Source organism: Musicola keenii (genome assembly GCF_014855505.1).
Taxonomy (GTDB): domain Bacteria; phylum Pseudomonadota; class Gammaproteobacteria; order Enterobacterales; family Enterobacteriaceae; genus Musicola; species Musicola paradisiaca.
This window is the reverse complement of the sequence record NZ_JAAWVW010000014.1, coordinates 1-20,901: the sequence shown is the minus strand read 5'-3', so window position 1 is coordinate 20,901 and position 20,901 is coordinate 1. Positions and strand designations below refer to the sequence as shown.

Sequence of the window (20,901 nt, the reverse complement as noted above, 5' to 3'; positions counted from 1 at the left end):
AAGTACGGGTGCTACGGATATAAGTTGATATGTGTAAACTTTTATCAGTTGTTACCGATAATGTATAAATGAACGGATGAAATCTCTGAAAGGGTTGAATAATGGCAACGACAACGAGTAGTACGAGTTCATCAACCAGTACTAGCACATCGACAAGCAGCTCAGGACTGGTATCTTCGCTTGGCGTTGGTTCGGGTCTTGACCTGAGTTCTCTGTTGGAGTCTCTGCAAGAAGTCGAAGATCAGAAACTTACGGCAATTACGACTAAACAGACCAGTTATGAAGCGAAATTGACAGCTTACGGTACGCTGCAAAGCGCGCTGGAGACGTTTTCAACCGCGACGGAAGCACTGTCGGATAGTTCGCTTTATACAACGAAAAAAACGTCAACGAACACATCTTTTACGGCTACCGCTGAATCAACCGCTTCAACCGGCAGCTATTCTGTTCAGGTCACTCAGTTGGCAACCTCCCAGACATTGGCGAGTGAGGCGCAAAGCAGCAAAACTACCGAACTGGGCGATAGCAGCCTGAGCAGTCGCACAGTGACGATTACAGTTGGTAGTAATACAGCAGTTGATATCACGCTGACAAATTCTCAGACTACGCTCTCGGGGATTGCCAGTGCAATTAACTCAGCTAAGGCCGGTGTAACGGCCAGCATTGTTCAATCTGGCGATAGTAGCTATCAGCTGACGTTAACATCTGATGATACCGGCGAAGCATCGACCTTTACTGTCAGCAGTGATGACACGACGTTAAACGGTATTATCGGGTACGATGGCGACAGTACGTCCACATCGAATGGGATGACGGAAAAGGTTGCCGCACAGAATGCGAAGCTAACGGTTAACGGTATTTCTATTGAGCGAAGCAGCAATACTGTCACTGATGTTCCTGCGGAAGGCGTAACGCTTGAACTTTCTTCGGTGTCTTCATCAGCCGAAACGTTGATCGTCAGCAAGAGCATTACGGATGCAGTGAGTGCAGTGAGCGACTGGGTTGATGCGTACAATACATTGCTCAGTTCCTTTGCTACCTTATCGAAATATACTTCAGTTGATGCTGGTGAGACACAGTCTACAGATAATGGTGCTCTGGTCGGTGACTCAGTTCTGACGTCCGTCAAGAGTCAGCTTAAGTCGTTATTGAGTCATGCTCAAAGCAGCGATACATACAAAGTAATCACGCAACTCGGTATATCCATTGAATCGTCTTCGACAGATGATAACGGCAATACCATTTTCGGTACCTTGTCACTTGACGACGATACATTAATTAATGCGCTGACTGAAAATGCGTCTGCAGTATCGGATTTCTTTGTAGGGGATGGCAAGACGACAGGCCTGGCAACCCAGATGGTTTCGGCTATTTCAACCTATACCGAAGACGATGGGGTGATTGATGGTGCGGAGGAAGGTATCCAGTCAATTATTGATAAATTGGCGGATAACTATACAGCTACTCAGAGCCAGATTGAAACCAGAATGGCGCGTTATAAAAAACAGTTTGTGGCATTGGATGTTCTGGTATCTGAACTTAACTCTACGTCAGATACGCTGACATCTATGTTCGAACAGCTGACAAGTTCCAGCAGTTAATCACAGAGTACAGAGGCAGTGATGGCAGCAACAATGTATGGTTCGCAAGCATATGCTCAGGTTGGGCTAGAAAGTGGCGTAATGAGCGCCAGTCCTCATAAGCTGATCACTATGTTGTTTGATGGCGCTATCAGTGCTCTCGTTCGGGCTGATATTTTCATGGAGCAAGGCGACACTGTTGCGAAAGGGAATGCTATAACAAAGGCCGTAAGAATAATTGATAGCGGCCTGTTAGCTTCCTTGGATATGGAAAAGGGAGGAGAGATAAGCACTAACCTGGCGCAATTATATGATTATATGATTCGGCAATTATTGAATGCTAACCTACGCAATGACCGCGAGTTGCTACAGAATATAACGGAGTTGTTGCGGGGAATTGCGGATGCCTGGAAGCAAGTCGATCCAGTTAGTCCTAATACCGAAGGATAATTCTGAATTCTCATAGGTTCATTATACGGCTTGAATGATTTTCATATGATGAGACGGAATGACAAATGATATCAGTGATACAGAGCCGTCAATATAGTATAGATCCAGGAAAAGACTAATGGATGCCCACAAATCAGCCCTTATTTGTTATCAACAAATACTAGAATTAAGCGATCGCATGTTGCAATTGGCGATACAGTCAGAGTGGGAAAAACTTATCGAATTAGAACAAGAATACCTTAGCGCAGTTAGTAAGCTGACATCACTGATTGAGGGAAAAAATCTAATCCTTACACCGCTCGATCAGGAACGCATTAAAGTGTATCTGGAAAAAATCCTTAATAATGAACAAACTATACGGGATAAGCTACAAGCGCGGATGGACGAATTAAGAGAGTTGATTGGTCAGTCCGCTCGTCAGCAGTCTGTTAATGCGGCATATCATAAATTTTCAAGTGGTAACTCAATGCTTCCTGGTGGTGGCAAACGGTAATGTCGAGTAATAGTCATTTTCGTACCTCATTATTTCAACTGTAATATCAACTATAGTTTGTTGAGTTAGGCATATCCAAGCAGTGTATTTACACACCACTGATTTAATTTGAATTCGATACTAAACAATATCACGCATAATAAAAAACGAGAGTAGATAATATCTGCACTCGTTTTTTATTACGAATATACTCCGAGCTCGTAGATTAGATACGTGCTCTGCAACATTCAGACGGACATGTTCATGATTTCCTGATAAGCGGATACCAGTTTATTTCGAACCTGAACACCCATCTGCAACGATAATGACGCTTTCTGCAAGTCAACCATGACATCGTTAAGCGCGATGCCCTTTTCGCCCAATTCATATTGTTGAGCTTGAGTTTTAGCCGTTTCCTGCAGTTGACTGATTTTATCCAGCGCGGATTTCATCTCTTGTGCGAAACCAACACCTGCCGCAACTTCATTTGTATCAACGGAAGTGCTGGACAAGTTGGTTGATACCGCCTGTGTCGCTACAGATTGCAGTTGGTGCAGAACAGATTCAATTCCTTGCACTGACATTTTCAAGCCCCAAGAACAGTCATGGATAATTGATTATCAATGTACCAGAATACCCGGCACCCTAAGCGCTTAAATAGCTATAAAAACATTTGCTAATTCACCCATAGAATTGTGCTGTGCAGGGAAATAATATATCGCCCAAACCAGAAAGGTGAACGCTTAAGCTGCTAAACAGCCATTGCTTATCAGGGAGTCTATTTTGTTTTTATCAATAACTATCAAGATGTTAATTGGCAGGAAGAGTGCATGAGCTCCGTGAAAAGCAGTTCGCCCGCGATGAGTATGAACGGATTTACTGCTGTACTTAATCGGCTACGCGCTAACCCAAGAGTGCCACTGCTTATTGCTGCGGCGTTTGCGGTAGCCGTTGTGACAGCACTGGCTTTATGGGCTAAAAGTCCTGATTATAGAGTGCTTTACAGCAATCTTAACGATCGTGATGGTGGCGAGGTCGTCACTCAACTGACGCAAATGAACGTGCCATATCGTTTTGCCGACAATGGCAGTGCGATACTTATTCCCTCCGACAAAATTTATGACACCCGTTTGCGATTGGCGCAACTTGGGCTCCCGAAAGGCGGTGCCGTAGGGTTTGAACTGCTTGATCAGGAGAAGTTCGGGATCAGCCAGTTTAGTGAACAGATTAATTATCAACGCGCGTTGGAAGGCGAATTGTCCAGAACGATTGAGACGCTCGGTCCTGTTCATAGCGCCCGCGTTCATCTGGCTATCCCTAAACCTTCGCTTTTTGTCCGGGAGCAAAAATCACCGTCAGCCTCGGTGACACTGAACCTGCAACCAGGCAGAGCGCTTGATGAAGGGCAGATTAACGCCATTGTTTACATGGTTTCCAGCAGTGTCTCTGGGTTACCGCCTGAGAATGTAACGGTTGTCGATCAAAATGGCCGTCTTTTGAGCCAAACGGATGCGGCGGGACGTGATCTAAACGCGGCGCAGCTCAAATATGCGACGGAAGTTGAAGGTCGTTATCAACGCCGTATCGAGGCCATTCTGACGCCAATCGTCGGTATGGGAAATGTGCATGCTCAAGTGACGGCTCAGATCGATTTTTCAAATCGTGAGCAAACCGACGAACAATATCAGCCCAATCAAACACCGAATCAAGCTGCTGTACGTTCGCAGCAATCGAGTCAAAGTGAGCAGTTGGGGGGGAGAAATATTGGCGGCGTACCTGGCGCATTGTCGAACCAACCGTCCGCAACACCAACGGCACCGGTTACAACACCTGGCAATCAGACCAATCAAAATACCGCCGGTCAGACAAACGCGGCAAACAATGCCAGTGCTGGCGCACAGACGGGGACGTCCGCTTCAGGATTACAGTCTTCAAATACTCGTCGGGATTCGACGATCAACTATGAGGTTGACCGGACGATTCGTCATACCAAGCAAAGTGCAGGTAATGTCCAGCGTCTTTCTGTGGCGGTAGTGGTCAATTATGCGCTGAATAGCGAAGGTAAGGCTGCTGCATTAAGTGAAGAGCAGGTCAAACAGATCGAGTCTCTGACCCGTGAAACAATGGGATTCTCAAGTGATCGGGGCGATACTCTTAATGTTGTGAATGCACCGTTCAATGAAGTGACGGATGGTAGCGGAGAATTGCCCTTCTGGCAGAAACAGGCGTTTCTTGACCTCGTAATCAGCATTGGCAAGTGGTTGCTGGTTTTGCTGGTCGCCTGGATTCTGTGGCGCAAAACAGTACGACCTCAGATGCAGAAACGTGCCCAACAGCAGGCACTTATGGAAGGGCTCTCCGCCGCAAAACAGGAAGAGGATATTGTTGTCCAACTGAGTCGTGAAGAGCAGGAACAGCAGCGGAAATCGCAGCAACGTGCCAGCGCTGAGCACCAGAGTCAGCGTATTCGCGACCTGGCCGAAAATGATCCGCGCGTCTGCGCCCTGGTTATTCGCCAATGGATGAGTACTGAACTATGAGTCTGACTGGAACTGAAAAAAGCGCCATCCTGTTGATGACAATTGGCGAAGATCGCGCCGCAGAGGTATTTACTCACCTGTCTGCGCGTGAAGTTCAGCATTTAAGTGCTGCCATGGCCAATATGAAGCAAGTTTCCAATAAAGAGCTGATGGAAGTATTGCGGGAGTTTGAGGCCGAAGCGGAGCAGTATGCTGCGCTTAGCGTCAATGCGGGCGATTATCTTCGGTCTGTACTGGTCAAAGCCTTGGGTGAAGAGCGTGCTGCGTCATTGCTGGAGGATATCCTTGAGAGCAAGGAAACCTCTTCCGGTATGGAAACGCTCAACTTTATGGAGCCGCAAATGGCGGCCGATCTCATTAAAGACGAGCACCCGCAGATTATCTCGACCATTCTTATCCACCTGAAGCGTGCCCAGGCTGCAGATATCCTGGCCTTGTTTGATGAACGCTTACGTAATGACGTCATGTTGCGTATTGCAACTTTTGGCGGGGTGCAGCCTGCGGCTTTGGCTGAATTGACCGAAGTGCTCAATGGTCTACTAGACGGCCAAAATCTCAAACGCAGCAAGATGGGCGGTGTTCGTACTGCAGCTGAGATTATTAACCTGATGAAAACACAACAGGAAGAAGCGGTTATCGAAGCCGTGCGCGAGTTTGATGGTGAGCTGGCGCAAAAAATCATTGATGAAATGTTCCTGTTTGAGAACCTCGTCGATGTCGACGATCGCAGTATTCAGCGCCTGTTGCAGGAAGTGGAGTCCGAATCGCTGCTTATTGCACTGAAAGGGGCAGACGATGCATTGCGGGACAAATTCCTGCGCAATATGTCGCAGCGTGCGGCTGAAATCCTGCGTGATGATCTGGCAACGCGCGGGCCGGTACGTATGTCGCAGGTCGAGAACGAGCAGAAAGCCATTTTGCTTATTGTTCGCCGACTTGCCGACAGTGGTGAAATGATAATTGGCGGTGGTGACGACGCTTATGTCTAATCATTCGAACGAGTTGCCGTGGCGTCCCTGGAAACTGAAGGACCTGAGTGAGCCGGTTCTTCCGGTGTTGGACGAGCCCCTTGATGCAACTCCGCAGTTTACCGAGGTGGATTCTGAGCCTGATAACAGCCTGGAACTGTTGCGTGAGCAAGTACAACTGCGAGCGCAGGAAATTGGTTATCAGGAGGGGCATCAAAAGGGGTATGAGGAGGGATTCCGGCAAGGCGTTGAAGCTGGTCGCCAGCAGGGTGTGGAGGAAGGTCTGAAACAGCAGGAGCCTTTGGCTGCTCAAATGCAGCAGATGGTGACTGATTTTCAGCAAACGCTCGATTCTCTCGATAGCGTCATTGTTTCCAGACTGATGCAAATGGCATTGACTGCGGCGAAACAAGTCATTGGGCAATCACCGGTTTGTGATGGTTCTGCACTGCTTAACCAGATACAGCAAATGATTCAGCAAGAGCCTTTATTTAGCGGGAAACCTCAACTTCGGGTTCATCCGTCCGACATGGAGCGAATCGAGCAGCATCTCGGGCCAGCGCTGGCTGCTAATGGCTGGCGTTTGTTGGCCGATAACCAATTACATCCGGGGGGATGTAAGATCAGTGCTGATGATGGCGATCTGGATTCCAGTATCGCAACACGTTGGCATGAGCTGTGTCGGTTGGCCGCACCGGGGGAATTATAATGACTGTGCGGCTCTCTCGCTGGCTCTCAACGCTGGATTCCATCGAAAAAAGGATGGCATCTACTCCAACTGTGCGTCGTTATGGGCGCTTGACCCGCGCAACGGGATTGGTACTTGAAGCCACCGGATTACACCTGCCACTGGGGGCTACCTGTATGATTGAGCGCCCCCATGGCGATTTAATGCAGGAAGTTGAAAGCGAAGTCGTCGGCTTTAATGGGCAGAGGCTGTTTCTGATGCCGTTGGAAGAAGTGGATGGCATTGTTCCTGGCGCCCGTGTCTATGCCAGAATTGGTGGAGATAATGAAGGGCAGGGGAAAAAATTGCCGCTGGGTATGTCGTTGTTGGGGCGCATCCTTGACGGTGCGGGTAAGCCTCTTGATGGGTTGCCGCTTCCTGAAACAGGGTATCGTGCATCATTGACAACGCCACCGTTCAACCCACTGCAGCGGACGCCGATTGATCATGTACTTGATGTGGGCGTGAGAGCAATCAATGCACTGTTGACGGTGGGGCGCGGTCAGAGAATGGGGCTATTCGCCGGCTCTGGCGTAGGGAAAAGCGTCCTGCTTGGTATGATGGCCCGGTATACGCAAGCTGATGTGATTGTCGTTGGATTGATCGGAGAGCGTGGCCGAGAAGTCAAAGATTTTATTGAAAATATTTTAGGCGCTGAAGGACGATCTCGTTCTGTGGTGATCGCTGCGCCTGCGGATGTGTCACCCTTGTTGAGAATGCAGGGGGCGGCCTATGCGACCCGGATTGCGGAGGATTTCCGTGACAAAGGGTATCATGTGCTGTTGATTATGGATTCGTTGACACGCTATGCGATGGCGCAGCGTGAGATTGCATTGGCGATCGGTGAACCCCCAGCGACAAAAGGCTATCCGCCATCCGTATTTGCGAAATTGCCCGCACTGGTGGAACGCGCTGGTAATGGGATTCATGGGGGAGGGTCGATTACGGGTTTTTACACTGTATTGACCGAGGGAGATGACCAGCAAGACCCTATCGCTGATTCCGCCCGTGCGATACTGGATGGACATATTGTGTTGTCGCGTCAGCTCGCTGAGTCAGGGCATTATCCTGCGATTGATATTGAAGCGTCGATTAGCCGTGCAATGACGTCGTTAATCGACGAATCACATTACGCAAAAGTGCGACAATTTAAACAGCTATTATCGGTATACCAGCGTAATAAGGATCTAATCAGTGTTGGCGCCTATGCTGCAGGTAGTGATCCTCTGCTTGATAAAGCAATAAAGCTTTATCCGCGTATGGAAAGCTTTTTACAGCAGGGTATGTATGAACGGTGCGACGAAGATCATGCCCTACAGCAGTTAGGCGAGCTCTTTACTGTGTGAAGGGAGTAGCGGATTTCCTCGCTATCTCCGCAAGGAATGCGTTGGGTAGGATTGGACTGTATATTGCCGCTATAGTTAATGAGGTACTATGAAGAGCGATACTCCTCTTGATAAGCTTCGCGAATTGGCTCAGCAGGAAGTCGACGATGCCGCTACCTTATTGGGCAAGGTTCGTCAGTCCCATAGCCAGGCGCAAAAACAGCTTGATATGTTGCTTGACTATGAGAATGACTACCGCCTGCGCCTCCAGGAGTCGATGGGTACCGGTATTAATGCAGCCAATTGGTATAATTATCAGCAATTTATAAAGACTCTGGAACTGGCAATAGAGCAACACCAAAAACAATTACATGTGTGGGCTCAGCGTCTTGAGAAAGCGCTCTCCACATGGCAGACAAAACGACAACGGTTGAATGCTTTTGAAACGTTGAAAGAGCGGGCGATGCAGGAATTTCTCCTCAGAGAGAACCGTCGTGACCAGAAACTGATGGATGAATTTGCACAGCGCGCATCATTAAGGAAACTGAATCCATGAATTTATCTATTGCCACCGCTTTGTCTAATCAAAATGGTGTAAATCAATCAGATTCCACGACGTCTGGTTCATCTAGCCCAGTGTATGGGACTACTCAGCCCAATACCTTTAGCGACATGCTGTCTTCGCAGATGGCCAGCACTCAGCAAAGTCAGAATAATCAAACCACTGCCAGTACAGATAATGGGCAACAGGCCAAGACCTCTCAAGATGAGAGCAAACCACTGGAGGAGCATACGGCATCTTCACAGCAGTCTGCTCAGCCCCAACAAACTTCATCGCAGACTACAGCTGAAAGTAAAACGACTACCGAGAAAGCAAAATCAGATGCTACCAACACGGTGGAAAACAAGAACGACGCTGTGGATGATGCTTCTCTGGAAAATGGTGAAACACTGCTGAATGCATCGTTGAATGCAATGCTTCAACAGTCGCGCGCTGCACACGCTAAAAATACATCCGTCAGTAAAGATTCTGCGGTACCGAATGGTCAGAAAGCAGATACATCAACAGATGATGATGCGCTTGATATTACCGATGGCGGTATTGTTATTTCAACGGACTCGACTGCAGGGACGGATGCGGCTACGTCATCCTCCGCCATTATTGCCATGTTGGGCTCGGAGATTCCGCAGCAACTTCAGAAAGTTGTTACTGGGACGGGGACTACCTCAACGGATGCTCATTCAGCTGCGGAGTCGACAGTTGCATTGGGTTCGGCCGATGGTACAGAGAAAAGCTCACTTTTGTTGGCGCAAACTCGTCAATTAAGTACGTCGAAAGAACTTGGATTATCGAGCGACACCGGTGAAGTGGTTGATTCTGCCAAGACTACGGCGATAACCGGTTCTTCGGCGCTGACGGCTGGAAAGGGTAAAAACAGTAAAGATACCATCAGCGATGCCAAAGTGAGTTCCACAGATAGTTCCCGTGCGCAAGTGCAATCGGCTGATGTAACGTTGACTTCGGTGGTAACGGAGCATAAACAATCTGCAGAAGCGAATGTATCTGCAACGACATCCTCATTGAATGCATTGAATAGTACGTTGAGTCAAACGGTTGGTAACAGTACGACCTTGAGTACCACTCCTACGAGTTCTGCAGCATCGGCAACGATTAATGCCCGTTTGGGGAGTGATGAATGGCAGCAGGCATTTAGCCAGCAGATCGTGATGTTCAGTCGCAATAACCAGCAAAATGTGGAGTTGAAGCTTCATCCGCAAGAGCTCGGCGCTATCCAGGTTAGTATGACGCTTGATGATAATCAGGCCCAGATTCATCTGGCATCAGCTCACAGTCAGGTTCGCGCAGCACTGGAGGCTGCATTGCCCCAGTTAAGAACCGCGTTATCAGAAAGTGGTATTACACTGGGCCAAACCAGTGTAGGCAGCGAGAGTTATTCTGGCTCAGGATGGCAGCAAAACAGTCAGGGGCAGTCTAGCTCTTCGTCATCGCAACAATATTCTTCATCAGTGGATGCTGCGCGAGACGTTCTGGATGTTCCGGCATCACTGCAACGAGTCGCGTCATCCCTGAATGGTGTTGATACTTTTGCGTAAAACAAACCTTTAAGGTAGTGTGATTTTCCTCGTCTATTCATCCTATTGATAGAATAAATAGACGGGATAATCACTATATATAGTGCAGTTCGTATCCTGCATTTAATACCAATGCGTATAGGAATTATCTTGGTCTATGGCTGAAAAAAAAACACAGTCGGGGCGTAAGCGTTCTGTCTGGTTACTACTACTGATTGCTGTAGTGCTTGCAGCTGCATGTGCTGCCGGTGCTAGTTGGTGGTTTCTCCATCAAAAGAACGTGGAACCTCAGGTAGCCAAGGAAGCTCCTCCCCCCGAGCCAGTATTCATGCCGTTGGATACGTTCACTGTGAATCTGGTCAATCCAGATAACAATCCGGATCGGGTTTTGTATATTGGATTTACACTGCGTTTACCGGACGAAGAGACCAAGAGTCGTTTTACGCGCTATTTACCGGAGGTTCGTAGTCGTCTGTTGTTGCTCTTGTCTCGTCAAAATGCCGTTGCCTTAGCGAATGAACAGGGTAAGCAAAAACTGATTGAAGAGATTAAGCAAGTGTTAAGTCCACCACTGGTGCCCGGACAACCGAATCAGGTGGTGAATGATGTCCTGTTCACGGCTTTTATACTGCGATAATTATTATGAGTGACAGCATTCTTTCCCAGGCCGAAATTGACGCATTACTGAATGGCGATAGTGATGATAGCGATAGCAAAGCCAAATCAGCGGCGTCTGCTGACAGTGATATTAAACCGTATGACCCCAATACACAGCGAAGGGTTGTTCGTGAGCGGTTACAGTCACTGGAGATTATTAACGAGCGTTTTGCCCGTCAGTTTCGCATGGGGCTATTCAACCTACTCCGTCGTAGCCCGGATATCACTGCTGGACCTATCAAGATTCAGCCCTATCATGATTTCGCCCGCAATTTGCCGGTGCCAACAAACCTTAACTTGGTGCATTTAAAACCACTCCGGGGGACTGCTTTATTTGTATTCTCTCCTAGCCTGGTCTTTATTGCGGTGGACAACCTGTTCGGGGGAGATGGTCGTTTTCCCACAAAAGTAGAAGGTCGGGAATTCACACATACCGAACAGCGAGTAGTAAAAAGAATGCTTCGGTTGGCGTTGGATGCTTATGGTGATGCCTGGAATGCCATTTACAAACTGGATGTGGAATATGTCCGGTCTGAAATGCAGGTTAAATTTACGAATATCACGACATCTCCTAATGATATCGTGGTCACTACGCCGTTCCATGTTGAAATTGGTAATCTCACGGGGGAATTCAATATTTGTATTCCTTTCGCGATGATTGAACCGTTGCGTGAGCTGCTGGTGAATCCACCGCTGGAGAACTCGCGTCAGGAAGATCAAAACTGGCGGGAAACGTTGGCCAAGCAGGTACAGCATTCGGAATTGGAGTTGGTTGCGAATTTTGTCGACATTCCCTTAAGATTGTCGAAAGTATTGAAATTAAAACCAGGTGATGTATTACCTATTGAAAAACCTGAGAGTTTGGTTGCTCATGTTGATGGCGTACCCGTCCTTACCGGGCAATATGGTACTTTCAAAGGGCAATATGCCCTCAGGGTTGAACGTTTGATTAATCCTATTTTGAATAATCTGAATAACGAGGAACAGCCCAATGAGTGACACGAAGAAACCGTCCGAAGAAAAAGATTCAGTGGACGATCTGTGGGCTGATGCATTTAATGAGCAACAGACCGCAGAGAAAGCAGGCAGTGCTGAAGGGATTTTTAAAACACTTGATGTCGATGCGGCGTCTGGGACCGCTCAAGATATTGATTTGATTTTAGATATTCCAGTAAAACTGACTGTTGAGTTGGGCAGAACCAAAATGACGATCAAAGAGCTTCTGAGACTGTCCCAAGGGTCAGTAGTGGCTCTTGATGGATTGGCTGGCGAGCCTTTGGATATCTTAATCAATGGTTATTTGATTGCTCAAGGCGAAGTTGTCGTCGTTGCTGATAAGTACGGTGTGCGCATTACAGACATTATCACTCCCTCTGAACGTATGCGTCGTCTGAGCCGTTAGCTCCCATGTCTCAACCCCAGGATCAGACAATGCTCACATCGACGGTGCAGCCAGCGGTTGGCGCCGCACCGTCGTATTCTTCAGATTCTGCATTGACGCAAATTGGTGTTGTTTTAGGCTTGATTCTTGTACTCATTCTACTGATGGCATGGTTGGCCAGAAAGTTGGGTTTTGCCCCACAAATGAGACAGAACAAGATGTTGAAGGTGGTTTCGAGCTGCCTGGTCGGTCAGCGTGAGCGAGTCGTCATCGTTGAGGTGGATAATGAGTGGTTGGTATTGGGGGTTACGCCTCAGCAGATCACACATTTGCGTACTTTGCCCGCGAAAACGATGGATGAAGTGCCTGCGGTAGATAAATCGAAGCCGACAGATTTTCGTTCACTTCTGAATAAAGTGTTAACTCGCTCGGAAAAATCAGAATGATGATGTTTTCTGCACCACTTGCGCGTTTATTTCGGCGCGGCTTTTTTACCATTCTGATTGTTTTTTTTGCCCCGAATTCGTGGGCTCAGTTACCTGGTATCATCAGTCAACCGTTGGCGAATGGCGCTCAGAGTTGGAGTCTCCCGGTTCAGACGCTGGTGTTGCTAACATCGCTGACATTTATTCCTGCTGTTTTGCTGATGATGACCAGTTTCACTCGCATTATCATTGTGCTGGGATTACTGCGTAGTGCTTTGGGTACGCCGACGGCACCGCCAAACCAAATTTTGATCGGCCTCAGCCTGTTTTTGACTTTTTTTATTATGTCTCCTGTGTTGACTAAGGTATATCAAGATGCGTACCAGCCTTTCAGCGAGAATAAAATCAATATGGAAACTGCAATTGAGCGGGGTTCCCAGCCGTTGCGTCAGTTTATGTTGCGTCAAACGCGGGAAACGGACCTGGCATTGTTTGCCCGCTTAGCCGAGATACCCGCATTATCAGGGCCTGAAGCGGTTCCTATGCGTGTTTTAGTGCCGGCCTTTGTGACCAGTGAGTTGAAAACCGCATTTCAGATTGGGTTCACTATTTTTATTCCTTTCCTGATCATTGACTTGGTTGTGGCCAGTGTACTTATGGCGTTGGGGATGATGATGGTGCCTCCAGCAACGGTTTCGTTACCATTCAAACTGATGCTATTTGTGCTGGTTGACGGGTGGCAATTGTTGTTGAGTTCGTTGGTACAGAGCTTTTACAGTTAACCATGACTAAATGTCGTAGGGACTGAAATCATGACACCTGAATCCATAATGGCAATGGGCAATGAAGCGATGAAAGTGGCGCTTTCGTTGTCGGCTCCGTTGTTACTAGCTGCACTGGTAACAGGCCTTATCGTAAGTATCCTGCAAGCAGCGACCCAGATAAACGAGATGACACTTTCTTTTATTCCCAAGGTACTTGCTGTCTTTGCAACAATCATCATTGCCGGCCCCTGGATGCTAGGGGTATTCCTTGATTACGTCCGTTCTCTGTTTGGCAGCTTGCCAACGATCATTGGCTAATCATGATCGAATTGACAACGGCAGAGTTAACTCATTGGCTTAATCAGTTTTTCTGGCCGTTTATCCGAATATTGGCATTGATATCCACCGCACCGGTATTAAGCGAAAAAGAGATCAACAATAGAGTAAAGATTGGTCTGGCGTTGCTAATCACCTTTCTTGTCAGTCCCACGATACCTATCCCGTCGATTCCTATTTTTTCTGCCAGCGGGCTATGGGTGCTGGGAAAACAAATGGCGATAGGCGTTTGTATCGGTTTTACCATGCAGCTAGCATTGACGGCTTTCCGTGTTGCCGGCGAGTTGATCGGTCTGCAGATGGGTTTATCGTTTGCGACCTTTTTCGATCCGTCTGGTGGGCCTAATATGCCGGTACTGGCACGTCTTTTAAATTTACTAGCGTTATTACTTTTTATGGCATTCAATGGGCATTTATGGTTGGTCTCTATGCTCGCTGATACTTTTCATGTTATCCCAATTAACGACGACGCCATCGACAGTCATATTTTCTACTCGGTAGCGTTAGCCGGAATACAGATTTTCAACTATGGGCTCAGGCTGGCATTACCGCTGATCACATTATTGCTGGTTATAAACTTATCTCTGGGGTTTTTGAACCGGATGTCGCCGCAGCTTTCGGTTTTTGTTATTGGATTCCCGGTGACACTGACTGTCGGTATTCTGACACTTAGCTTTCTGATGCCTCTTCTTCCCACATTTGCCGAACGTGTCTTCGGAGAGTTTTTTGATGTTCTTGCCAGGATGGTCGGTAATTTCATTTCCAGAAATTAGGCATCAACAGTTCTATGCTGTTACGTTCTATCCCGAGGATGACTGGATTTGTGGATCCTAGCTATCGATTTCGTGATTCGTTTGTGCTCATTCCTATTCTCTGCCAGACGGATTTGCTGAGAGTGTTTGGCCGTTTTATATGGATAGTTTCAAGATATTTCCATAACTCATTGAAAATAAATAAAATATAAAATTTTGACTTAAACGCCTAAAGGTTGAGTGCAGTAAGCCGATACCACAAAGGACGGTGGTTGACGCCGTGGGCGGCAAAGCCTGAACCCTTACCATTTAAGTCCTGATGGATGATTTAAAAGGAAATCTCTTATGGCACAAGTAATTAACACAAACAGCATTTCGCTGATTGCGCAGAACAACTTAAACAAGTCTAAGACTTCGTTGAGTACTGCGATTGAACGTCTGTCCTCTGGTCTGAAAATCAACAGCGCTGCAGATAACGCTGCGGGTCAGGCAATTTCTAACCGCTTCACTTCTCAGATCAACGGTTTGACCCAGGCTTCCAGCAACGCTAGCGATGGTATCTCTCTGGCTCAGACCACTGAAGGCGCTCTGGACGAAATCAACGAAAACTTGCAGTCCATCCGTACCCTGACTGTACAGGCTCAGAACGGCACCAACTCTGCAAGCGACCTGCAGTCAATCCAGGATGAAATCACTCAGCGTCTGTCTGAAATCGACCGTATTTCTGCCCAGACCGACTTTAACGGCGTTAAAGTTCTGGATGGCAGCAAAACTTCTGTATCTATTCAGGTTGGTTCTCAGGATGGCCAGACCATCTCTATCGACCTGCAGAAAATCAACACAACCAGCCTGAACCTGACTGGTTTTAACGTTGATGGCCCTCAGCTGTCTGGTACTGCTACCGATGCAAGCAGCGGTACTTACAACAGTACTGCTTACACTGGTGTAACTGTAGATGTTAACGGTACTACCGGTAGTGTTTCTGGCTCCTTCAGCGGCGTATTGAGCGGCGCTACGCTGGTTAGTGATGATAACGGTAACTACTTTGTCAGCGGTACTCTGACCTCTGCTGTAGATGGTGTCGGCGCTTCTGGTACCACCGCTTACTACAAACTGACTTCTAATGATCTGTCTGTAGACAGCACCACGGGTGTCCTGACTGTCTCTATCGACTCGGTCAGCACTGATGACCTGACTCTGGAAGCTACAAGCGATCCATTGACTACGCTGGATAAAGCCATTTCTCAGGTAGATAGCATGAAGAGTAACCTCGGTGCGATTCAGAACCGCTTCGACTCTACTATCAACAACCTGACTAGCACCACGACCAACCTGAGTGAAGCTCAGTCTCGTATCCAGGATGCTGACTATGCAACTGAAGTGTCCAATATGAGTAAAGCTCAGATCCTGCAACAGGCTGGTACCTCTGTTTTGGCTCAGGCCAACTCTGTACCGCAGACTGTTCTGTCTCTGCTGCAGTAATATGCCTTGTATTGCAAAACCCCACTTTGGTGGGGTTTTTTATTTTTATATGGATAATATTTGTTGAGCACCAGTTTGTTCTTTAACTGATATTGTGCATGATGATTATTTTTCATGCTATATCAAAAAGTCATAGATGAAATAGTTGCATTTCACTTCATAGACTGAATAGCCGTAAAAAAGAGTCTGACATTCTCTGTTTAAAACCGGCTGCAAGCACTTATAATCTGCTAATTTATGCGATGCTAGCGATTACGCTGCTTGATGCAGCGGTATAAGAAAGTAAAAGAGGCTAGCAGGTCTGATCAATAAGAGGTGTGGTGATGGGTAATACTCCATTGGTAAGTGTTATCATTTTTGCAGAGAATCCTCGTTTTTTTGAGTTGTCACTCCGAAGTGCTTTACAGCAAGACTACGCCAACATTGAAATTATTGTATGTGATGCTACCTCTGATAGCGTAATTGAAAACATCGCCTACAAATTACTTGCGATGTCTCCTTATCCCATCAATTATTATCGCTGTGATGCTTCTCATGATTTTGAGAATCGTTTTGTCAAATCCCTTGATATGGCGAAAGGCGAATATATCAAGTTTCTGTTTGATAAGGATGTTATCCGAGAAAATTGCGTTAGATTATTGGTCGGGGCTTTGGATAGTGACACTTCTTTGACACTGGCGTCATCCCGGTATCAGAGGATTGGTGGCGACGGGCAAGAGTTAACCGAAAGTGCGGCATCGGTTTATCCATTTACGGATGACAGAATCATAAAAGGCGAAGGATTGCCGAGTTTCTTTGCTGATTATGTTATTAACTTTATCGGTACACTTTCCTGTTCTCTTTGTCGAAAATCCGAGCTGCAGTCAGTAGAAAAACCGTTCTTCCACATCGGCAATCAGCATTTTAGTGCTATGCGTTCCTTGGTGTTGTATACGAAATTGCTGATACGCGGTGATCTGGTGATGTTAGCTCAGCCGCTTTCACAAATACGTATCCTTGATACTGGGCAAATTAATGATGCGATCGATGGCAAGGAATTTGTTGAACATTCCCATTTTGGCAAAGCCATTGTTCAGGCTGGTTGGTTTATACCCCATAAAGGCAATAGCAAATATATCCAGGTTGCACCACTCGATTTCCCCGATCAATTCATTGACTTTGATGTGAATGAGGCAATAAGAAACAGGCAGAGTGAGCTGCTGATTAAAAAAACGGAATCAAAAGGTGGGTGGCTGGCCGCTCGCGTACCTACTCGGGTCGAATCAGAGTTTATCAATCGGTATTTAGAGAAAAACCCGGATGGAAGGACATTCTGTATTGTTATTTATGATGAGTTTAACGATACGGAAAAAGTTAATAAAACTATTGAGAGTATTTTTGATTCCTCTATTTCCGGTGTAATGGTCACATCAATAGTATTGACGACGGCAGAGGGTGATATATACCCCATCATGGATGGGGTGGAATATAAAAAATTAGGGAATTCGCTTGCCCAATCATTAAACGATATTGCCACTAATGTTGAATTCGACTGGCTTTTAAATATTCGCGCTGGTGAATGTGTAACGGCTGGCGGGCTGATTATGACCAGTATAGGCCTTGTTAGCGCACAAGGCTGTTCTGCCGTTTATGGTGACGAACTGTTGCGCGGCGACAACGATAACATTGGTGCTTCGTGTCGCCCTGATTTCAATCTTGATTATCTGCTTAGTACTCCCGCAATTATGGCGCCCCACTGGTTGTTTAAACGGGAGGTGTTACTGGAACTGGGCGGATTTGATAACGAATTTTCACAAAGCATTGAGTTCGAGTTTATTGTTCGACTGATTGAGCAGAAAGGGATTGGAGCGATCGGACACCTGGCTGAATTTTTAACTATATCAAATGCCGTGACGTTGCGATCAGTACCGGATGAGATTCGAGTACTTGAACGTCACCTGGTGAGGCGCGGATATGACAATGCTCAAGTGTTAACTCCGGCGCCGGGGCATTATCGGCTGGTCTACAACCATGCAGAAAAACCGCTGGTTTCTATCATTATTCCTGCCAAAGATAAGCTTTCCGTATTGGCCAGCAGCGTTACCAGTCTGTTGGAGAAAACCAAATACCGAAACTACGAACTTATTATTGTGGACCATGGTAGCCGGAATAATGAGACCAAAGTCTGGCTGGATGGCCTGGCGAAAGTAGATCCCAATCGCATCCGGGTATTTTATGCTCCGGAAGAGACAACCGAATTTGGTGTTAATAATCTAGCGTTTTCGGCTGCCAATGGCGATTACCTGCTGTTTCTAAAAAGCGAAACCGCCATTATCCAGGCTGAATGGCTGGATAATATGCTGAATCATATTCAGCGTCCGGAGGTGGGTATTGTCGGGGCTAAACTGATTTATTCCGACGGCAGCGTACAACATGCCGGGATGATTCTTGGGTTGCGCGGCCCGGCTGATATCCCTTTTGCCGGAGAGTCAGTGAATTCCAGCGGTTACATGGAACGTCTGGTCGTCGATCAAAACTATACCGCAATAAGCGCCGCCTGCATGCTGATTAAGAAAGCGTTGTTTGATCATATTGGCGGTTTTGATGAGCAACAGTTTGGTTCTGCATACGGAAATGTTGACTTGTGTTTGAAAGCGAGGGAAGCCGGTTATCTTACGGTATGGACGCCATACGCGGTTGTCATGCATGACAAAGCTGCCAATAGTGCGGAATCCCAGAAAGAAACACAATCTGAAATGGAAAATAAACATCGTGCGTTTCTGGTAGAACAGGATCGGATGTACGAGAAATGGCTTCCAGTTATCAGTCGTGATCCCGCTTATAATATTAATTTATCGTTGAATGGCCGGGGATTTGAAATTGAACCCGATCCCTCATTGATATGGCGCCCGCTGAGTTGGAATCCATTGCCTATCGTAATGGCACAACATGCTGATTCATTTGGTTGTGGCCATTACCGTGTGATTAAACCTTTTAATGCGATGAAGGACGCTGGTTTGATCGATGGCAAACTGGCCAATGTCTATCTCAGTTTGCCGACGATGGCTCGCTATGCGCCGGATGTTCTGATTTGCCAACGTCCAACGTCTGACTACTTCCATGACTGGGTTCATCGGCTGGCCAAATACACGAGTACGTTCAAAGTTTACGAAGTGGACGATTACATGCCCAACGTTCCGCTGAAGAGCATTCATCGCAAGGATGTCCCTAAAGATATCCTGAAAGCGATGCGTAAAAGCTTGGGTTTTATGGATCGATTCGTCGTTTCTACTCAGTCTTTGGCTGAGGCCTTCGCCGGCATGCATGCAGATATTCGCGTGGTGGAGAACAAGCTACCGGTTGAATGGTGGGGTAACTTGACCTCGCTGCGCCGGCAAGGGAAAAAACCGCGCGTAGGTTGGGGCGGCGGCAGCAGCCATACCGGGGATTTGGAGCTGATTGTAGATATTGTCCGGGATTTAGCGGATGAGGTTGAATGGGTATTTTTCGGTATGTGTCCGGAAAAACTTCGGCCCTATATCCATGAATTCTATAAAGGTGTGCCGATCGATTCCTATCCGGAAAAGCTGGCGTCCATGAACCTGGATCTCGCGTTGGCCCCGCTTGAGGATAATCTGTTTAACCGCTGTAAAAGTAATCTTCGTTTGCTGGAGTATGGTGCATGTGGTTATCCCGTTATTTGCAGTGATATTGAACCGTATCGTTGTGATCTGCCTGTGACCCGCGTCCGCAATCGTTATAAAGAGTGGATGGATGCGATCAGAGAATACTTGTCCGATCTTAATGAAACAGCAAAGACGGGGGATATGCTAAAACAAGCCGTCAGTCGTGATTGGATGCTGGATGGTGATAATTTGCATATATGGCGGAAGGCTTGGTTACCTAATTGATTGAACGTGCGTCACCGAAAGACATTAAATAGTGAAACCGTGTTACGCACCGAAATTATGTGGTAGCTGAAGTATGTATTTAAATTATAATACTATTCAGTCTACATGATGAAGTGAGGACTATCATGAAGAAAATTGCCGTTGTGGGTGCGGGTTTTTCTGGTGCTGTCTTAGCAAGAGAGCTTGCTCTTGCTGGTTATGATGTATCTGTATTTGATAGTCGTAACCATGTGGCGGGGAATTGTTACACCGCTAGAGATAAACAAACAGGGATTATGGTTCATAAATATGGGCCACATATATTTCATACTAGCGATGATAGAGTATGGAAATATATAAATCAGTTTGACAAGATTAATAACTTCACTAATCGCGTCAAAGCTATTAGTAACGGTCATATATATTCTCTCCCTATTAACCTAATGACAATCAATAGTTTTTTTGGGAAGGTTTTTTCTCCCCATGAAGCAAAAAATTTTGTTAGTTCAATAGCTGAGAATGCAATTAATATTCCAGTTACTTTTGAGGATCAAGCACTAAAATTTGTAGGTAAAGATCTCTATGAGGCTTTTTTTAAAGGCTATACACAGAAACAATGGGGAGTTCATCCGTCTGAGCTACCTGCGAGCATTTTGAAAAGACTCCCCGTTCGATTTAATTACGATGATAATTATTACAATAGCAATTATCAGGGAATCCCCGAAAACGGTTATACGGTTATTGTTGAAAAAATACTCACTCATAAAAATATTCATTTAATCTTAAATACACATTTTTTCCGTGAAATGGCATCTGAGTATGAGCATGTTTTTTATAGTGGGCCTATTGATGCATGGTTTAATCATTCGAAAGGTAGATTAGGTTATAGAACTCTTGATTTCAAACCTGAATATCACTACGGAGACTATCAAGGCAATGCAGTGATAAATTATTGTGATATCAATGTACCATGGACTAGAATATCTGAACATAAACACTTTTCTCCATGGGAGTCTCATGATTCCACATTAATTTATAAAGAATATAGTCGGGAATGTATTAATGATGATGTTCCATAT

At 46.4% G+C, this 20,901-nt stretch carries 20 protein-coding genes; 19 read left to right on the top strand and 1 reads right to left on the bottom strand.

Annotated features, from left to right (window positions below; translation table 11 throughout):
• Positions 1–101 precede the first annotated feature (101 nt).
• The 3 genes from fliD to fliT all read left to right on the top strand — a co-directional run bounded on the left by fliD (position 102) and on the right by fliT (position 2,523).
• Positions 102–1,601: a flagellar filament capping protein FliD gene (fliD, locus tag HEP82_RS14395; protein WP_192458715.1), complete on the top strand. Its 1,500-nt coding sequence runs from the start codon at positions 102–104 to the stop codon at positions 1,599–1,601.
• 21 nt (positions 1,602–1,622) lie between these two features.
• Positions 1,623–2,030 carry a flagellar export chaperone FliS gene (gene fliS / locus HEP82_RS14390; RefSeq protein ID WP_407938293.1) on the top strand — a complete coding sequence of 136 codons (408 nt, stop codon included), beginning with the start codon at positions 1,623–1,625 and terminating at the stop codon, positions 2,028–2,030.
• A 118-nt stretch (positions 2,031–2,148) separates the two neighbouring features.
• Positions 2,149–2,523 carry a flagellar protein FliT gene (fliT, locus tag HEP82_RS14385; protein ID WP_192458714.1) on the top strand — a complete coding sequence of 125 codons (375 nt, stop codon included), beginning with the start codon at positions 2,149–2,151 and terminating at the stop codon, positions 2,521–2,523.
• A gap of 227 nt (positions 2,524–2,750) precedes the next feature.
• On the opposite strand, the gene fliE is transcribed toward fliT, so the two are convergent.
• Positions 2,751–3,086 carry a flagellar hook-basal body complex protein FliE gene (fliE, locus tag HEP82_RS14380; protein WP_192458713.1) on the bottom strand — a complete coding sequence of 112 codons (336 nt, stop codon included), beginning with the start codon at positions 3,084–3,086 and terminating at the stop codon, positions 2,751–2,753.
• Between the two features lie 246 nt (positions 3,087–3,332).
• Between fliE and fliF the strand changes: the two genes are divergently transcribed.
• The 16 genes from fliF to HEP82_RS14300 form a co-directional block, all read left to right on the top strand.
• The gene (fliF, locus tag HEP82_RS14375) at positions 3,333–5,042 is read left to right on the top strand and encodes a flagellar basal-body MS-ring/collar protein FliF (RefSeq protein WP_192458712.1); all 1,710 of its coding nucleotides are present in this window, start codon (positions 3,333–3,335) and stop codon (positions 5,040–5,042) included.
• The gene (fliG, locus tag HEP82_RS14370) at positions 5,039–6,031 is read left to right on the top strand and encodes a flagellar motor switch protein FliG (RefSeq protein WP_192458711.1); all 993 of its coding nucleotides are present in this window, start codon (positions 5,039–5,041) and stop codon (positions 6,029–6,031) included. The genes fliF and fliG overlap by 4 nt, the downstream gene beginning before the upstream one ends.
• Positions 6,024–6,719, top strand: coding sequence for a flagellar assembly protein FliH (gene fliH / locus HEP82_RS14365; RefSeq protein WP_192458710.1), 696 nt, complete (start codon positions 6,024–6,026; stop codon positions 6,717–6,719). Before fliG ends, fliH begins: the two co-directional genes overlap by 8 nt.
• On the top strand, positions 6,719–8,083 hold the full coding sequence (fliI, locus tag HEP82_RS14360; RefSeq protein WP_012765160.1) for a flagellar protein export ATPase FliI: 1,365 nt from the start codon (positions 6,719–6,721) through the stop codon (positions 8,081–8,083). Before fliH ends, fliI begins: the two co-directional genes overlap by 1 nt.
• 88 nt (positions 8,084–8,171) lie before the next feature.
• The gene (fliJ, locus tag HEP82_RS14355; RefSeq protein ID WP_192458709.1) at positions 8,172–8,618 is read left to right on the top strand and encodes a flagellar export protein FliJ; all 447 of its coding nucleotides are present in this window, start codon (positions 8,172–8,174) and stop codon (positions 8,616–8,618) included.
• Positions 8,615–10,177 (top strand): flagellar hook-length control protein FliK, encoded by a 1,563-nt coding sequence (locus HEP82_RS14350; RefSeq protein ID WP_225622481.1) that lies wholly within the window; start codon positions 8,615–8,617, stop codon positions 10,175–10,177. Before fliJ ends, HEP82_RS14350 begins: the two co-directional genes overlap by 4 nt.
• 136 nt (positions 10,178–10,313) lie before the next feature.
• Positions 10,314–10,793 (top strand): flagellar basal body-associated protein FliL, encoded by a 480-nt coding sequence (gene fliL / locus HEP82_RS14345; RefSeq protein WP_192458708.1) that lies wholly within the window; start codon positions 10,314–10,316, stop codon positions 10,791–10,793.
• 5 nt (positions 10,794–10,798) lie between these two features.
• Positions 10,799–11,812: a flagellar motor switch protein FliM gene (fliM, locus tag HEP82_RS14340; RefSeq protein ID WP_192458707.1), complete on the top strand. Its 1,014-nt coding sequence runs from the start codon at positions 10,799–10,801 to the stop codon at positions 11,810–11,812.
• A complete protein-coding gene (fliN, locus tag HEP82_RS14335; protein WP_192458706.1) occupies positions 11,805–12,215 on the top strand; it encodes a flagellar motor switch protein FliN in 411 nt (136 codons plus the stop codon). Before fliM ends, fliN begins: the two co-directional genes overlap by 8 nt.
• Positions 12,216–12,244: 29 nt before the next feature.
• Complete coding sequence (fliO, locus tag HEP82_RS14330; protein WP_407938292.1) at positions 12,245–12,640, top strand: flagellar biosynthetic protein FliO; 396 nt, start codon at positions 12,245–12,247, stop codon at positions 12,638–12,640.
• Positions 12,637–13,401, top strand: a complete 765-nt coding sequence (fliP, locus tag HEP82_RS14325) for a flagellar type III secretion system pore protein FliP (protein WP_225622480.1) — start codon at positions 12,637–12,639, stop codon at positions 13,399–13,401. Before fliO ends, fliP begins: the two co-directional genes overlap by 4 nt.
• Before the next feature lie 30 nt (positions 13,402–13,431).
• Positions 13,432–13,701 carry a flagellar biosynthesis protein FliQ gene (gene fliQ, locus HEP82_RS14320; RefSeq protein WP_012765168.1) on the top strand — a complete coding sequence of 90 codons (270 nt, stop codon included), beginning with the start codon at positions 13,432–13,434 and terminating at the stop codon, positions 13,699–13,701.
• A gap of 2 nt (positions 13,702–13,703) precedes the next feature.
• Positions 13,704–14,492 carry a flagellar biosynthetic protein FliR gene (gene fliR, locus HEP82_RS14315; protein WP_192458704.1) on the top strand — a complete coding sequence of 263 codons (789 nt, stop codon included), beginning with the start codon at positions 13,704–13,706 and terminating at the stop codon, positions 14,490–14,492.
• 324 nt (positions 14,493–14,816) lie between these two features.
• Complete coding sequence (locus tag HEP82_RS14310) at positions 14,817–15,953, top strand: FliC/FljB family flagellin (protein ID WP_192458703.1); 1,137 nt, start codon at positions 14,817–14,819, stop codon at positions 15,951–15,953.
• Positions 15,954–16,276: 323 nt separating this feature from the next.
• Positions 16,277–19,843 carry a glycosyltransferase gene (locus tag HEP82_RS14305; protein WP_192458702.1) on the top strand — a complete coding sequence of 1,189 codons (3,567 nt, stop codon included), beginning with the start codon at positions 16,277–16,279 and terminating at the stop codon, positions 19,841–19,843.
• Positions 19,844–19,965: 122 nt separating this feature from the next.
• On the top strand, positions 19,966–20,901 hold a 936-nt coding region (locus HEP82_RS14300; protein ID WP_243061615.1), incomplete at its 3' end, for a UDP-galactopyranose/dTDP-fucopyranose mutase family protein.